This window comes from Pseudomonas sp. MRSN 12121 (genome assembly GCF_000931465.1).
Lineage (GTDB): Bacteria > Pseudomonadota > Gammaproteobacteria > Pseudomonadales > Pseudomonadaceae > Aquipseudomonas.
The window spans coordinates 436,481-451,791 of sequence record NZ_CP010892.1 but is presented as its reverse complement, the minus strand read 5'-3'; the positions used below and the strand labels follow the sequence as shown (position 1 = coordinate 451,791).

Here is a 15,311-nt window from a genome sequence, read left to right as displayed (position 1 = left end):
GGCCTCCGTGGTTATCGATGAGAAAAAGAAGGGTCGCGCTTGACCAGCGCGGCCTGCCCGGCGGCGGGCTTGACCCAGATCAGGTAGGCCAGCACCAGCAGGGCGATCCACACCACCCCGACGATCAGCGCCGCTTGGGTGTCCGGGAAGTAGCCCAGCACGCCGAAGATGAACAGCATGAAGGCAATCGCCGCCATGGGCGCGTAAGGCCAGAACGGTACCGGGAATTTCAGCTGCGCCACCTGCTCGGCGGTCATGGACCGGCGCATGGCCACCTGAGTGAAGAGGATCATCAGCCAGACCCAGACCGTGGCGAAGGTCGCGATCGACGCGATCAGCAGGAACACGTTCTCCGGAATCAGGTAGTTCAGCAACACCCCCAGCAACAGGGCAATGCTCATGACCACCACAGTCATCCACGGCACCCCGTAGCGCGACAGCTGGGCGAAGCCCTTGGGTGCATGGCCTTGCTGGGCCAGGCCGTACATCATGCGGCCGGCGCCGAAGATATCGCTGTTGATCGCCGACACCGCCGCCGAGATCACCACGATATTGAGGATGGTCGCCGCCGAGCCGATGCCCAGGTTGGCGAAAATCTGCACGAACGGGCTGCCCTGGCTGCCGATCTGCTGCCAGGGGAAGATGGCCATCAGGACGAACAGGGTCAGGACGTAGAACAGCAGGATCCGCAGCGGCACCGCGTTGATCGCCTTGGGCAGCACGCGGTCCGGGTCCTTGGCCTCGCCCGCCGTGACACCGATGATCTCGATGCCGCCGAAGGCAAACATCACCACGGCAAAGGAAGCGATCAGGCCACCGACACCGTTGGGCATGAAACCGCCGTGTTCCCAGAGGTTGCTGAGGCCGGTCACTGTCGAAGCCGACGAACTGCCGATGCCGAACAGCATGATGCCGAAACCGCCGAGAATCATGGCGACGATGGCACCGACCTTGAGCAGCGACAGCCAGAACTCCATCTCGCCGAACACCTTGACGTTGCACAGGTTCAGCCCGCCGATCAGCGAAACGATGCCCAGCACCCAGATCCAGCGCGGCACGTCCGGGTACCAGAAGCCCATATAGATGCCGAAGGCCGTGACATCGGCCAGGCCGACGATGACCATCTCGAAGGCGTAGGTCCAGCCCAGCAGGAAACCCGCCATGGGGCCCAGGTAGGTGCTGGCGTATTGGCCGAAGGAACCGGACACCGGGTTGTGCACGGCCATCTCGCCCAGCGCGCGCATCACCATGAACACCGCGGCGCCACCGATCAGGTAGGCCAGGAGCACCGCGGGACCGGCCATCTGGATGGCCGAGGCAGAACCATAGAACAGCCCGGTGCCGATCGCCGACCCCAGTGCCATGAAGCGAATATGTCGGGCGGACAGCCCGCGTTTCAATCCTTGAGCTTGCTGTTGCATTTCTCGTTCCTAATTATTTTTATCGGAGAAAACCCAAAACCGTATCTGTAGCCGCTGCCGAGGCACGAGGCTGCGAAGGGCTGCGCAGCGGCCCCCGAGGGCGGTCCTGCGGACCGCATCGCAGCCTCGTACCTCGGCAGCGGCTACGAGTGCCATTACAGGCTCGGCAGCAACTTGGCCGGCATCAGCTCGTTCAGGCAACGGGACGCCAGCAGCTCGCTCGCGGCGTCGATGTCCGGGGCGAAGAACCGATCCTTCTCGTAGAACGGCACTTTCGCGCGCAGGGTGCCGCGGGCCTTCTCCAGCTTGGCCGAGGTCTTCAGGCCCTCACGCAGGTCCAGGCCCTGGCAGGCCGCCAGCCATTCCACGGCGAGGATGCCGCGGGTGTTCTCGGCCATTTCCCACAGCCGCTTGCCGGCGGCGGGCGCCATGGAGACGTGGTCTTCCTGGTTGGCCGAAGTCGGCAGGCTGTCCACCGAGTGCGGATGGGCCAGCGCCTTGTTTTCGCTGGCCAGGGCCGCGGCGGTCACCTGGGCGATCATGAAGCCGGAGTTGACCCCGCCATTGCCCACCAGGAACGGCGGCAGCTGCGACATGTGCTTGTCCATCATCAACGAGATGCGGCGCTCGCTCAGGGAACCGATTTCGGCGATGCCCAGGGCGATGTTGTCGGCGGCCATGGCCACCGGCTCGGCGTGGAAGTTGCCCCCGGAGATCACATCGCCCTCGGCGGCGAACACCAGCGGGTTGTCGGACACAGCGTTGGCTTCGATCACCAGTACCTCGGCCGCCTGGCGGAACTGGGTCAGGCAAGCGCCCATGACTTGCGGTTGGCAGCGCAGCGAGTACGGGTCCTGCACCTTGTCGCAGTTCTGGTGCGACTTGGAGACTTCACTGCTGTCGCCCAGCAGGTCGCGGTAGGCCGCGGCGGTATCGATCTGGCCTTTCTGGCCACGGGCGGCATGGATCCGCGCATCGAACGGCGAACGCGAACCCAGCACCGCCTCGACGGTCAGGCCGCCGCAGGCCAGCGCGCCGGCGAACAGGTCTTCGCCCTCGAACAGGCCGCGCAGGGCAAACGCCGTGGACACCTGGGTGCCGTTGAGCAGCGCCAGGCCTTCCTTGGCCGCCAGGGTCAGCGACTTGAGGCCGGCCACACTCAGCGCTTCGGTGGCGTCCAGCCATTGCCCCTTGTAGCGGGCCTTGCCTTCGCCCAGCAGCACCAGGGACATGTGGGCCAGCGGCGCGAGGTCGCCGGACGCGCCCACCGAGCCCTTGAGCGGGATATGCGGATAGACCTCGGCGTTGATCAGGGCGATCAGGGCGTCGATCACCTGGCGGCGGATCCCGGAGAAACCACGGCTCAGGCTGTTGACCTTGAGCACCATGATCAGGCGCACCAGGGCGTCGCTGATCGGCGCACCGACACCGGCGGCATGGGACAGCACCAGGGAGCGCTGGAGATTCTCCAGGTCTTCGCTGGCGATACGGGTCGAGGCCAGCAAGCCGAAACCGGTGTTGATGCCATAGGCGGTGCGGTTTTCGGCGAGGATCTGTTCGACGCAGGCGACGCTGGCATCGATCTGCGCCGAGGCGCTGTTGTCGAGACTGAGAGTTACCGGCTGCTGGTAGACGGCTCGCAGTTGAGCCAGGGTCAGTTGGCCGGGGATCAGGTTTAGCGCAGTCACATTCATGCTCCTTTTGAGAGTTTTTTTATTAACGACCAGTCGCTCCGGAAGTGTCCGTTATCCGTCGCTGCCCGCTTTTTGAGCGGGTGGCGCCTTGGCACGCTGGTTTTGTGGAAAACGTTGTCGATGAAAGACGTTCTTGCAGGGCGTGGCTCAGTGCACGCCGGGTAACACCTCTTGCAGCAAGGCCGGGACCTTGAGCAGTGCCGCGGCACGGGCGATGTCCGGGGCCAGCCAGCGATCCTGGTCATAGGCCGGGACGTGCTGGCGCAGCAGCTTCCAGGCGGCGTCGGTGCCGGCGCCGAAACGCTGCTCCTTGAGGAATTCGAAGGCCTGGGCGGCCAACAGGTATTCGATGGCGAGGATCTGGGTGCAGTTGTCCAGGGCGCGGTGCAGCTTCAGCGCGGCGTTGGTGCCCAGGCTCAGGTGGTCTTCCTGCAGGCCCGAGGTGACGTAGTTGTCGAGCACCGCCGGTTGCGCCAGCTGGCGGTTTTCCGCGCACAGCGAGGCCGCCACGTACTGCACGATCATCATTCCCGAGTTGACCCCGGGGTTGCTGACCAGGAACGCCGGCAAGCCGCTGACATGCGGGTTGATCAGGCGGTCCAGGCGCCGCTCGGCGATCGAGCCGACCTCGGCCATGGCGATCGCCAGCAGGTCTGCCGCCAGCGCTACCGACTGGCCGTGGGGGTTGGCCTGGGATACCACTCGGTAGTGGTCAGGCGTACCCAGCACCATCGGGTTGTCGGTGACGGAATTGAGTTCGGTCTCGATCTGCTGCGTGGCGTGCGCCAACTGGTCGCGGGCGGCGCCGTGAACCTGCGGTATGGAACGAATGCTCAGGGCATCCTGGGTGCGGATCCCCTTGCTGGCGGCAATCACTTCGCTGCCGTCGAGCAAGGCTCGCAGGTTGATGCCGACCTGTTGCATGCCCGGGTGCGGCTTGAGCGCGATGATCTCGGCATCGAATGCGGCGATCTGCCCGCGCTGCGCCTCGAAGCTCATGGCGCCGATCACATCGGCCCACTGCACCAGGCGCGTGGCATCGGCCAGGGCCAGGCACGACAGGCCGGTCATGCACGGCGTGCCGTTGACCAGGCACAGGCCGTCCTTGGCGCCCAGCCGCACCGGTTGCAGGCCCTCCGCCGCCAGCGCCTGCTCGGCCGCCACGACCTGCCCGCGATAGCTGACCTGGCCGACACCGAGCAAGGCGATGCCGATATGCGCCATGTGGGTCAGGTAGCCCACCGAGCCCTGGGCCGGCACCTGCGGGGTGATGCCGAGATTGAGCAAGGCCAGCAGCGCCTCGACCACCTGCCGGTGAATCCCGGACTTGCCGTGGCTGTAATTGACGATGGCCGCGCAGAGAATCGCCCGGGTCTGCTCGTCGCTCAACGGCGCACCCACGCCACAGGCATGGCTGAGCAGGGTGTTGCGCGACAACTGGCTGAGCTGTTCGTCCTGCAGCGAGACGTTGCACAGCGCGCCCAGGCCGGTGTTGATGCCATAGGCGCGTTCGCCGCTGGCGACAATGCGCTGGACAATGCCCTGGGCGTTCTCGATCCGCGCCCAGGTCCGGGCCGACAGTTCGAGCTGCGCGCCATGCCGTGCCACGGCGACCACATCCTGCCAACGCACGGGGGCGTCGGCGATAACGATTTTTTCAGCCTGCGACATATTCGACCTCAGGGTACGACTTGAACATTGATGCAGCCTTATCGCCGCCTTCGCGGGCAAGCCTCGCTCCTACAGGAAGCCAGGCCCGCCCCACCCTTCAAACCACCGCCGCGCGCCGCTGCACGAAGCGGTCGACGTACTCGTCCGCCGGCGAATGCAGGATCTCCTTCGGCGTGCCGACCTGGATCAGCCGGCCGTCCTTGAGGATCGCGATGCGGTTGCCGATGCGCACGGCCTCGTCGAGGTCGTGGGTGATGAAGACGATGGTCTTGTGCAGGGTCTTCTGCAGCTCCAGCAACTGGTCCTGCATTTCCGCACGGATCAGCGGGTCGAGGGCGCTGAAGGCCTCGTCCATCAGGATGATGTCGGTGTCCGCCGCCAGGGCGCGGGCCAGGCCGACCCGCTGGCGCATGCCGCCGGACAGCTGGTGCGGGTATTTGTTTTCGTAGCCCTTGAGGCCCACGGTGTTGATCCAGTGCTGCGCGCGCTCGGCACAGACCTGCTTGCTCTCGCCGCGGACCTTGAGGCCGTAGGCGGTGTTTTCCAGCACGGTCTTGTGCGGCAGCAGGCCGAAGCTCTGGAACACCATGCTGATCTTGTGCCGGCGAAATTCGCGCAGGGCTTCCATGTCGTATTGCAGGATGTCCACGCCATCCACCAGGATCGCGCCGCTGGTCGGGTCGATCAGGCGGTTGAAGTGGCGCACCAGCGTCGACTTGCCGGAGCCGGACAGGCCCATGATCACGAAGATCTCGCCGGTGCCGATGCTCAGCGACAGGTCGTTGACCCCGACCACGCAGCCGGTCTCGGCCAGCACCTGGTCCTTGGTCTTGTTATGGCGAATCATGTCCAGCGCGTCGGCCGCACGGTTGCCGAAAATCTTGAAGACGTTCTTCACTTCGATCTTGCTTACGCTTGCGTTGCTCATTTGCTCACCTCATGGCGTGGACGACCATAGGCTTGGGTAATGCGGTCGATGACCACGGCCAGGATCACGATCGCCAGGCCGGCTTCCAGGCCACGGCCGACGTTGAGGGTCTGGATCCCCACCAGCACGTCTTCACCCAGGCCGCGGGCGCCGATCATCGAGGCGATCACCACCATCGACAGGGCCATCATGGTGGTCTGGTTGATCCCCGCCATGATGCTCGGCAGGGCCAGCGGCAGTTGCACACCGAACAGTTGCTGCCAGCGGTTGGCACCGAAGGCGTTGATCGCCTCCATAACTTCGCCGTCGACCTGGCGGATCCCCAGGTCGGTCAGGCGGATCAGCGGCGGTGCGGCATAGATCACGGTGGCGAAGATCGCCGGCACCTTGCCCAGGCCGAACAGCATCAGCACCGGGATCAGGTACACGAAGCTCGGCATGGTCTGCATGATATCCAGCAGCGGCATCAGCACCGACCGCAGGCGATTGCTGCGCGCCGAGAGAATGCCCAGGGGGATGCCGATCAGCACCGAAATCAGGGTCGCCACCAGCATCAGCGCCAGGGTCTGCATCAGCTTGTCCCACAGGCCGACCGCCCCCACCAGGAACAGCAGGCCGACGATCACCGCGGTGGTCACCAGCTTGCGGGTCGAATGCCAGGCGATGCCGCCGACGATCGCCAGCATCAGCCACCAGGGCGCCAGGCGCAGCAGGCCTTCGAGGTTGACGATGGCCCACAGCAGGGTGTCGGAGATGTGGCGGAACACATCGCCGTAGTTGGTTACCAGCGCATCGACCCAACCGTTGACCCAGTCGGCGATGGAAAACGTGAAGCTTTCAGGAAACATAAGAGACTCTCGATCAAGTGGATTGAGGCAAGGTTCCCGGCTGCGCTTCAGGCAGCCGGGAAGGCTCTACCTACAAGGCCGCGTCGATTTTCTTGGCTGCGTCTTCGCTCACCCATGCGTGCCAGACTTCAGGATGTTCCTTGAGGAAAATTTTCGCCAGCTTCGGCGATTCGATGCGCTCTTTGGTCATGCGCGCCAGGTTCTGGTTGAGCAGGTCGATCGGCAGGTTGACCTTTTCCAGCACGGCCACCAGCTCGGGAGCTTCCTCGTGGAAGGTCTTGGACAGGCCGACCTTGATGCTCACGCTCTTGTCCACGCCCGGTTTTTCTTCCAGCTTCACCAGGTCGACCTGGCCCATCAGCGGGGTCGGGGTCCAGTAGTAGAACAGGATCGGCTCGCCACGCTTGTAGCTCGACAGCACCGCGGCATCCAGCGCCGGGCCGGTGCCCGGACGGAAGTTGGTGTAGGCGTTTTCCAGGCCGTAGCTTTTCAGCATCTCGCTGTTGTCCAGCTCGCAGGTCCAGCCGGCCGGGCAGTTATAGAAACGGCCCTTGCTCGGCTCTTCCGGGTCCTTGAACACGGCGGCGTACTTGCCCAGGTCGGCAATGTTCTTCAGGTCCGGGGCCTTGGCTTCCAGCTTGCGCTTGGCGTCGCCTTCGATCACATAGCGCGGTACGTACCAGCCTTCGATGGCGCCCACCACCGGGGCACCGACGCCGACCACCTTGCCGGCCTTCTCGGCCTTGTTCCAGACCTCGCTGCGGCCTACCCACTCTTCGGCGAAGACCTGGATGTCGTTGCTGCTCAGGGCGTTTTCCATGGTGATGGAGTTGCCCGGCAGGCTGTCGGTCTTGCAGCCGTAGCCTTTTTCCAGGACCACCTGCAGCACATCGGTCAGCAACATGCCGCTTTCCCAGTTCAGGCCGGCGAACTTCACCGGCTTGCCGGATTCGCACCAGCCGGCCGCCTGGGTGGCGCCAGCGCTGGCCAACAGGCCGATGGAAAGCAAAGTGGTCAGCAGGGTCTTATTCGTTTTCATTGTGTGACGCTCCCAATCATTGAAATGGATTACGGCAGTCAAGAGGCATCCAGCCCGTCTACGTCCAATTCAGGTCTAGACCGCTGTCGCGCGGTCTGCCCCACTCAGCTTTTGTTCTGTGATCGGGTCCTGCTCTACCGGCAGGATCAGGCGATCGGGTACGGAGCCGTGCCATTTCTTCGCGCAGACGTAATACAGCGCCGCGGGAACCACCAGGCCAACGATCCAGGAGATGTCCACGCCGCCCAGGGCCTCCACCAGCGGGCCGGTGTAGAACTTGGTGGCAATGAACGGCAGCTGTACCAGCACGCCGATCACATAGACGCTGATCCCCAGGATGTTCCAGCGGCCATAGCGGCCGTTCGGGTCGGCCAGCGCCGGCACGTCGTAGTGCTCGCGGGTGATGCAGTAGTAGTCCACCAGGTTGACCGCGCTCCACGGGGTGAAGAAGGCCAGCAGGAACAGGATGAAAGACTTGAACGCCCCGAGGAACGAGTGCTGGCCGAGCAAGGCGATCAGGGTCGCGGCCCCGACGATGACCAGCACGAACACCAGGCGTTGCAGGCGCGTTACCTCCAGATGGCCGCGGAAGCCGCTGATGATGGTGGCGATGCACATGAAGCTGCCGTAGGAGTTCAGCGTCGAGATGGTGATCTTGCCGAAGGCGATGGCGAAGTACAGCAGCGCGGCGGTGGCGCCGCTGCCGCCAAGGCCGACGATGTAGGCCACCTCGCGACCGGCGAACTGACCGTTGGCCATGGCCGCGGCGAACACCCCGAGGATCATTGCCACCTGGGCGCCGATCACCGAGCCGGCACCCGCGGCGAGGAAGGTTTTCACCGAGGACGTCTTGCTCGGCAAGTAACGCGAGTAGTCGGCCACGTAAGGGCCGAAGGCGATCTGCCAGGACGCTGCGAGCGACACCGCGAGCAGGAAGCTGCTCCAGCTGAAATGGCGGATTTCCAGCAGCGCGCCGACGTCGGTCTGGCCCATCAGGCGGCTGAACAGGTAAACGAAGGCGATCACGCCAATGACGCTGGCGGCGCGACCGATGAAGTGGATCACGCGGTAACCGAGCACGGTCACCAGCACGATGACGCTGGCGAAGATCAGGATGCCGACGCTGTCGCTGACGCCGAACAGCTGGCCCAGCGCCTGGCCGGAAAGCACGGTGCCGGTGGCGGTGAAGCCCAGGTACATCAGGCAGACCAGCACGATCGGGATGGCCGCGCCGTAGACGCCGAACTGCACCCGGCTGGAGATCATCTGCGGCAGGCCGAGCTTGGGCCCTTGCGCCGCGTGCAATGCCATCACCCCACCGCCCAGCAACTGGCCGATCAGCAGGCCGATCAGCGACCAGAACACATCGCCACCCAGCACCACGGCCAGGGCGCCAGTGACGATGGCGGTGATCTGCAGGTTCGCGCCCAGCCACAGGGTGAACTGGCTATAGAGCTTGCCGTGGCGCTCGGCCTCGGGAATGTAGTTGATCGAGCGCCGCTCGATCAGGGGTTTGGTGTTATCGCTGGCCGTGGACATCGTTATTGTTCTCCCAGGAGATTTTTTGTCATGTCAAAGCTCTGCTACATGGACCAAGCCACCGCACGGCCGTGTGCGGCGGCTTCTTCCCTGGTCCTGGCGGCGAACCGCCGAGAACTTATTTGCCGGTGATCATCGGCAGGTTCAGGCCTTGTTCCTTGGCGCAGTCGATGGCGATCTGGTAACCGGCATCGGCGTGGCGCATGACACCGGTGCCCGGGTCGTTGGTCAGCACGCGTGCGATACGTTCGGCCGCTTCGTCGGTGCCATCGCAGACGATCACCATCCCGGAGTGCTGGGAGAAGCCCATGCCGACGCCGCCGCCGTGGTGCAGGGAAACCCAGGTCGCGCCGCTGGCGGTGTTCAGCAGGGCGTTGAGCAGCGGCCAGTCGGACACGGCGTCGGAACCGTCCTGCATCGATTCGGTTTCGCGGTTCGGGCTGGAGACCGAACCGGAGTCCAGGTGGTCGCGACCGATGACGACCGGCGCCGACAGCTCGCCGCTACGCACCATTTCGTTGAACGCCAGGCCGAGCTTGGCGCGCAGGCCCAGGCCCACCCAGCAGATCCGCGCCGGCAGGCCCTGGAAGCTGATGCGTTCACGCGCCATGTCCAGCCATTTGTGCAGGTGCGCGTCGTCCGGGATCAGTTCCTTGACCTTGGCGTCGGTCTTGTAGATGTCCTGCGGATCGCCCGACAGCGCGGCCCAGCGGAACGGCCCGATGCCGCGGCAGAACAGCGGACGGATATAGGCCGGCACGAAGCCCGGGAAGTCGAAGGCGTTCTCGACGCCTTCTTCCTGGGCCATCTGGCGGATGTTGTTGCCGTAGTCGAAGGTCGGCACGCCCTGCTTCTGGAAGTCGAGCATCGCCTTGACGTGCACGGCCATCGATTGCTTGGCGGCCTTGACCACAGCGGCCGGCTCGGTCTTGGCGCGCTCGCGGTACTGCTCCCAGCTCCAGCCGGCCGGCAGGTAGCCGTTGAGCGGGTCGTGGGCGCTGGTCTGGTCGGTGACCATGTCCGGACGCACGCCACGACGGACCAGCTCCGGCAGGATCTCGGCGGCGTTGCCCAGCAGGGCGATGGAGATGGCACGGCCTTCGGCGGTGTACTTGGCGATGCGCGCCAGGGCGTCGTCCAGGTCCTTGGCCTGCTCGTCGACATAGCGGCTGCGCAGGCGGAAGTCGATGCTGGTCTGCTGGCATTCGATGTTCAGCGAGCAGGCGCCGGCCAGGGTCGCGGCCAGCGGCTGGGCGCCACCCATGCCGCCGAGGCCGGCAGTGAGTACCCAACGGCCGGTGAGGTTGCCGTTGTAATGCTGGCGGCCAGCCTCGACGAAGGTTTCGTAGGTGCCCTGGACGATGCCCTGGCTGCCGATGTAGATCCAGCTGCCGGCGGTCATCTGGCCGTACATGGCCAGGCCCTTGGCATCCAGTTCGTTGAAGTGTTCCCAGGTGGCCCAGTGCGGCACCAGGTTGGAGTTGGCGATCAGCACGCGCGGTGCGTTGCTGTGGGTCTTGAACACGCCGACCGGCTTGCCGGATTGTACCAGCAGGGTTTCGTCGTCATTCAGGTTGGTCAGGCTCTCGACGATCTTGTCGTAGCACTCCCAGTTGCGCGCGGCACGGCCGATGCCGCCGTAAACCACCAGCTCCTTCGGATTCTCGGCGACTTCCGGATCGAGGTTGTTCATCAGCATGCGCAGCGGTGCTTCTGTCAGCCAGCTCTTGGCGGTCAGCTTGTTGCCGCGGGCAGCGCGAATTTCGACGTTCCGGTATTTCGTAGCTTTGTTCTCAGTCACGGAAAAACTCCTCAGCGATCAATCCAACCAGCCCAGGCAGTGGGCGAGCATGCCTGCGCGCAGAGGCTGCGCCGCAAGCGAATCAGGGGCGACGCTGCGACTTATACGCATACGTCTTTACTTGTACATACAAGCATATGCAATCAAGCGGCCAACTCATGATCAGAGCCCACAAGAAAATTTTCGCTGGGGCGCAAAGCCCTTTGGAGCAAGGGTTTCAGGGCCGATGTTTTTTTCGTGAAGGATCTGGCTGGAAGAAGAGAGGCTGTTACTTGGACGTAGCTTTGCGCCACGCTGGGGCATTCGGTAACAAAGTGGTGCGCGAGGGAAACAACAGGAGGGAGAGAGGGAAACGCGCTTTATCCGACCACCGCCGCGGGCGACGACGAGGTTCGAGGAACCTCGCGAAGCTCGCGGCAGCGGCTACAACAGGATCAGAGGGCCGTCAGCTCGATGGCACAGCAGGCACCGCCAACGCTGACTTCGCGCAAGCCGGGGTTATCGAGCAGTTGCAGGCAGTCATGGCGCTCGAGCGAGGCCGCGATGCCGTCACCCAGGTCGACGCGCATTTCGTCGGCCACGCTGAATATCAGCAGCGTGCCAGCCTGGGTGAAGAAGCGCTGTCCCGCTTGCAGCCATTGCAGGCGAGCGCTGTAGCGATCCGGCGCGTAGATCAGGTTGAAGTCGCGAATCGGCCCGTCGACCAGGGTACAGGCCACCTGGCTGGCGCCGCTGAAGGCAAAGGGATCCAGCGCTAGCAGCTGGCGGGTGTCCTGGCCGTCCACGCTCAGGGTCATGCCGGCCCCCTGCAAGACGGTGATGATGCGCTGGTAGCCGACGAAGCTGGAAAAGCCTCCGGACTCGCCGATATCGGCGATCGACAACCGCCAGCCGAAACCTTCCAGGCCGACGCCGGCGTCCCGGGTGATCTCTTCGGTGCTGCCGCCGCCGTTCTTCCACGGCATACGCGGGTAGCTGGCCGCACGCAAAACATTCAATTGAGTCATTGACGCCCCTTACTTGTGAAACCGCCCTTCCAGGCTATGACGGGAACCGGGGTGGATCAGGCGCGCGGCCGTTACCGGCTGGCGGCCGGACCAGGTCCGGCGACGAATCAGCAGGCACGGCTCGCCGCGCTCGATCTGCAGCAACTTGCATTCTTCGGGCTCGGCCAGGATCGCCTCGACCACGTGCTCGCCCTCGGTCAGCGGCGCGACCTGGTTCAGGTAGGCGTAGGGGGTCTGCAGGGTGAAGTCCTGCTTGAGGTAGTCCGGCGCTACCAGCGCGTTGACGAAACGGTCCTCGATCTGCACCGGGATATCGTTCTCGAAATGCACGATCAGCGAATGGAACACCCGCTGCCCTTCGCGCATTTCCAGGGCCACGGCGCGCTCGGAGCCGGCCGCTTCTTCACCCAGGGTGATGACCTTGCAGGTATGGCGATGACCGCGCGAGGCGATCTCGTCGGCGATGTTGTGCACCTCGAACAGCGCCGACTGGCTCTTGGGCTCGGCAACGAAGGTGCCGACCCCTTGCATGCGCACCAGCATGCCTTCGGCGGTCATCTCGCGCAGCGCGCGGTTGATCGTCATGCGGCTGAAACCCAGCTGGCTGACCAGCTCGCTTTCCGAGGGCACGCGGTAGTGCGGCGGCCAGTTTCCGCTCTCGATCTGCTGGGTGATCATCTGCTTGACGCGGGCATACAAGGGCGCCGGACTATCGCCCAATTGGGCGGCCAGCGGGGAGTTGGCGGGCGGAGTCGGCACGGGAAATCCTTGTTGGCGAATAAAAGTGGGTAGCTTGCCGGAGTTTACCGAGCAGGCAAACGTCTGTATATGTATATACAAATAACACACGACGGGGTGCTTGAACCATGTCCGCCTTCTTTGCCGAACGCGCACTGCTGCCTAACGGATGGGCCAACAACGTACGTCTTGAGGTCGGTGCCGACGGCCTGCTGACCCACATCCAGGCCAATGCCAGCGCAGAAGGCGCGGAACGGCTGAAGGGCCCGCTGCTGCCGGGCATGCCCAACCTGCACTCCCACGCCTTCCAGCGGGCGATGGCCGGGCTGGCGGAAGTGGCCGGCAACCCCAACGACAGCTTCTGGACCTGGCGCGACCTGATGTATCGCCTGGTGGGCAAGATCAGCCCGGAGCAACTGGGCGTCATCGCCCGCCAGCTGTACATCGAGATGCTCAAGTGCGGCTACACCTCGGTCGCCGAATTCCATTACGTGCACCACGACACCAGCGGCCAGGCCTACGCCGATCCGGCCGAACTGTCGCTGCGCATCAGCCAGGCCGCCAGCGCCGCCGGTATCGGCCTGACCCTGCTGCCCGTGCTGTACAGCCACTCGGGCTTCGGCGGCCAGGCGCCGAATGACGGCCAGCGCCGCTTCATCAACAGCACGGAAAACTACCTCAAGCTGCAAAGCCGCCTGCAACCGCTGCTGGCCGGACAACCGACTCAGCAACTGGGGCTGTGCTTCCATTCGTTGCGCGCGGTCACTCCGCAGCAGATCAGCGACGTGTTGGCCGCCAGCGACCAGCAGTGCCCGGTGCATATCCACATTGCCGAACAACAGAAGGAAGTCGACGACTGCCTGACCTGGAGCGGGCGCCGGCCGCTGCAATGGCTGTATGAAAATACCGAGGTCGACCAGCGCTGGTGCCTGGTCCACGCGACCCACGCCAACGCCGAGGAAGTCAGCCTCATGGCGCGCAGCAAGGCGATCGCCGGCCTGTGCCTGACCACCGAGGCCAACCTCGGCGACGGGATTTTCCCCGCCGTGGATTTCCTCGCCCAGGGCGGCCGCCTGGGCATCGGTTCCGACAGCCATGTGTCGCTGAGCGTGGTGGAAGAACTGCGCTGGCTGGAATACGGCCAGCGCCTGCGCGACCAGCGCCGCAACCGCCTGTACCGCAGCGACCAGCCGATGGTCGGCCGGACCCTGTACGACGCCGCGCTGGACGGTGGCGCCCAGGCCCTGGGGCAGCCGATCGGCGCCCTGGAGGTGGGCAAGCGCGCCGACTGGCTGGTGCTCGACGGCAACGATCCTTACCTGGCCACCGCCGATGGCGACGGCATCCTCAACCGCTGGCTGTTCGCCGGCGGCGATCGCCAGGTGCGCGATGTGCTGGTCAATGGTCAGTGGGTCGTGCGCGACGGCCGTCACGCCGGCGAAGAAGACAGCAACCGCGCCTTCACCCAGGTGCTGCGCGAGCTGCTCGGCTGAAACCACGAACGCGGGGGCCAGTTGGCTGGCTCCCGCGCGGGGATCATTTCGAGGTCTTGGCCATCGCCTTGTCCGACACTCGCCAGATCAGGCGAGTGGTGTCATAACCCTGCTGGCGCGCCCTGCTCAGCAGGTCCTCACGAACCGCCTCGCTGACATTCGGCCGGCGTGACAACAGCCACAGGTAACGCCGGTCCGGGTTGCCGACAATCGCGGTCTTGTAGTCGTCGCTCACGTACAGCACCCAGTAATCGCCCTTGGCCAGGCCCGGTATCAGCCGGGAAAACCAGGTATCGAACTCGACCCACAGCTTGTCGGTTTTACCCGGCGCCTGTGGCGTTGCCGTGCCCCGCACCTCTTCCCATTGCCAGTCGGCGGTCAGGCAGCGGTTGAGCACCGCCATGTTGGCGTCGGGCAGCAGGGTGTAACGGGCTTCGGATTGCGCGCAATTGCGCTGGAAATACATCGGCAAACGCGCCAACTCGTACCAGGTCCCTTGGTAACGCTTGAGATCGACGTGATCAACGGTCTTGGGCGCCAGCGAATCGTCCCGGGACGTGGCGCAGCCAGCCAGTAACAGGCCGGCGAGAAGGGTGACTACCAAACGCATCATTATTTTTCTCCCGCGGGCGCACGGCCCCGGTTTTTTTTACTTCAGGCCTTGCCCGGAAAACATCAGCACTTTGTCACCGGCGTACTGCACGCTGATAAAGCTGTTCTTGTCGCCCCAAGTGCAACTGGACATGCCCAGCGCGCCGGAACAATCGGTCGGTTTGCCCAGCAGTTTTTCAACTTCGGCCTTGGGCATGCCGGCCGACAGCTTGGAATAGTTTTCCTGATTGACCTTGCCGCATGCAGCCAACAGCACGCAGAACGACAACAGAGCGAAAGAACGCAGGGACATGGTGAAACTCCTGGACGGACGGGGGATGGCATGCTGCCAACCAGAAGCTTAGAAGAGAAAAGCCCTGTCTGGTTCCCCAGCCGGATGGCTATTTATTGTGACGCAGCGCTCAGCATTTCCTCGGGAATCAACCACTTTGCGCGGGCAAAAAGCATTTCGTCGGACAAACGTCAGCGCACCTCATGTTGAGTGATGGCCAGTCGACATAAAAGCAGCGTAAAAACCGCC

General features: G+C 64.2%; 13 protein-coding genes. 1 reads left to right on the top strand and 12 read right to left on the bottom strand.

Annotated features, from left to right (window positions below):
• Positions 1-11 precede the first annotated feature (11 nt).
• The 10 genes from TO66_RS01985 to hutC form a co-directional block, all read right to left on the bottom strand.
• Positions 12-1,421, bottom strand: a complete 1,410-nt coding sequence (locus TO66_RS01985) for an amino acid permease (protein WP_044460740.1) — start codon at positions 1,419-1,421, stop codon at positions 12-14.
• Positions 1,422-1,576: 155 nt separating this feature from the next.
• On the bottom strand, positions 1,577-3,115 hold the full coding sequence (hutH, locus tag TO66_RS01980) for a histidine ammonia-lyase (RefSeq protein WP_156162033.1): 1,539 nt from the start codon (positions 3,113-3,115) through the stop codon (positions 1,577-1,579).
• A 147-nt stretch (positions 3,116-3,262) separates the two neighbouring features.
• The gene (hutH, locus tag TO66_RS01975; RefSeq protein ID WP_044460739.1) at positions 3,263-4,786 is read right to left on the bottom strand and encodes a histidine ammonia-lyase; all 1,524 of its coding nucleotides are present in this window, start codon (positions 4,784-4,786) and stop codon (positions 3,263-3,265) included.
• Positions 4,787-4,883: 97 nt separating this feature from the next.
• Positions 4,884-5,714, bottom strand: a complete 831-nt coding sequence (locus tag TO66_RS01970; protein WP_052506092.1) for a glycine betaine/L-proline ABC transporter ATP-binding protein — start codon at positions 5,712-5,714, stop codon at positions 4,884-4,886.
• Entirely contained in the window at positions 5,711-6,562 is an 852-nt protein-coding gene (locus tag TO66_RS01965) for a proline/glycine betaine ABC transporter permease (RefSeq protein ID WP_044460738.1), read from the bottom strand. The genes TO66_RS01970 and TO66_RS01965 overlap by 4 nt, the downstream gene beginning before the upstream one ends.
• A gap of 70 nt (positions 6,563-6,632) precedes the next feature.
• Positions 6,633-7,601, bottom strand: a complete 969-nt coding sequence (locus tag TO66_RS01960) for an ABC transporter substrate-binding protein (RefSeq protein WP_044460737.1) — start codon at positions 7,599-7,601, stop codon at positions 6,633-6,635.
• 75 nt (positions 7,602-7,676) lie between these two features.
• On the bottom strand, positions 7,677-9,140 hold the full coding sequence (locus tag TO66_RS01955; RefSeq protein ID WP_044460736.1) for a cytosine permease: 1,464 nt from the start codon (positions 9,138-9,140) through the stop codon (positions 7,677-7,679).
• 118 nt (positions 9,141-9,258) lie between these two features.
• Positions 9,259-10,941 carry a urocanate hydratase gene (gene hutU / locus TO66_RS01950; protein ID WP_044460735.1) on the bottom strand — a complete coding sequence of 561 codons (1,683 nt, stop codon included), beginning with the start codon at positions 10,939-10,941 and terminating at the stop codon, positions 9,259-9,261.
• 434 nt (positions 10,942-11,375) lie between these two features.
• Positions 11,376-11,948 (bottom strand): HutD family protein, encoded by a 573-nt coding sequence (locus TO66_RS01945; protein WP_044460734.1) that lies wholly within the window; start codon positions 11,946-11,948, stop codon positions 11,376-11,378.
• Between the two features lie 9 nt (positions 11,949-11,957).
• Positions 11,958-12,626, bottom strand: a complete 669-nt coding sequence (gene hutC / locus TO66_RS01940; protein ID WP_230014808.1) for a histidine utilization repressor — start codon at positions 12,624-12,626, stop codon at positions 11,958-11,960.
• 188 nt (positions 12,627-12,814) lie between these two features.
• Between hutC and TO66_RS01935 the strand changes: the two genes are divergently transcribed.
• Positions 12,815-14,179, top strand: coding sequence for a formimidoylglutamate deiminase (locus tag TO66_RS01935; RefSeq protein ID WP_044460732.1), 1,365 nt, complete (start codon positions 12,815-12,817; stop codon positions 14,177-14,179).
• A 43-nt stretch (positions 14,180-14,222) separates the two neighbouring features.
• Here the strand turns inward: TO66_RS01935 and TO66_RS01930 are convergent, their stop codons facing one another.
• Positions 14,223-14,792, bottom strand: a complete 570-nt coding sequence (locus TO66_RS01930; RefSeq protein WP_044460731.1) for a lipocalin family protein — start codon at positions 14,790-14,792, stop codon at positions 14,223-14,225.
• A 36-nt stretch (positions 14,793-14,828) separates the two neighbouring features.
• Positions 14,829-15,083 carry a lipoprotein gene (locus tag TO66_RS01925; protein WP_044460730.1) on the bottom strand — a complete coding sequence of 85 codons (255 nt, stop codon included), beginning with the start codon at positions 15,081-15,083 and terminating at the stop codon, positions 14,829-14,831.
• Positions 15,084-15,311: the final 228 nt, after the last annotated feature.

Coding starts and splice junctions, on each gene's coding strand:
- hutH (WP_044460739.1), bottom strand. CDS start 4,786: ATGTCGCAGGCTGAAAAAATCGTTATCGCCGACGCCCCCGTGCGTTGG.
- TO66_RS01955 (WP_044460736.1), bottom strand. CDS start 9,140: ATGTCCACGGCCAGCGATAACACCAAACCCCTGATCGAGCGGCGCTCG.
- TO66_RS01970 (WP_052506092.1), bottom strand. CDS start 5,714: ATGAGCAACGCAAGCGTAAGCAAGATCGAAGTGAAGAACGTCTTCAAG.
- TO66_RS01965 (WP_044460738.1), bottom strand. CDS start 6,562: ATGTTTCCTGAAAGCTTCACGTTTTCCATCGCCGACTGGGTCAACGGT.
- TO66_RS01945 (WP_044460734.1), bottom strand. CDS start 11,948: ATGACTCAATTGAATGTTTTGCGTGCGGCCAGCTACCCGCGTATGCCG.
- hutC (WP_230014808.1), bottom strand. CDS start 12,626: ATGATCACCCAGCAGATCGAGAGCGGAAACTGGCCGCCGCACTACCGC.
- TO66_RS01985 (WP_044460740.1), bottom strand. CDS start 1,421: ATGCAACAGCAAGCTCAAGGATTGAAACGCGGGCTGTCCGCCCGACAT.
- hutH (WP_156162033.1), bottom strand. CDS start 3,115: ATGAATGTGACTGCGCTAAACCTGATCCCCGGCCAACTGACCCTGGCT.
- TO66_RS01960 (WP_044460737.1), bottom strand. CDS start 7,601: ATGAAAACGAATAAGACCCTGCTGACCACTTTGCTTTCCATCGGCCTG.
- TO66_RS01930 (WP_044460731.1), bottom strand. CDS start 14,792: ATGATGCGTTTGGTAGTCACCCTTCTCGCCGGCCTGTTACTGGCTGGC.
- TO66_RS01925 (WP_044460730.1), bottom strand. CDS start 15,083: ATGTCCCTGCGTTCTTTCGCTCTGTTGTCGTTCTGCGTGCTGTTGGCT.
- TO66_RS01935 (WP_044460732.1), top strand. CDS start 12,815: ATGTCCGCCTTCTTTGCCGAACGCGCACTGCTGCCTAACGGATGGGCC.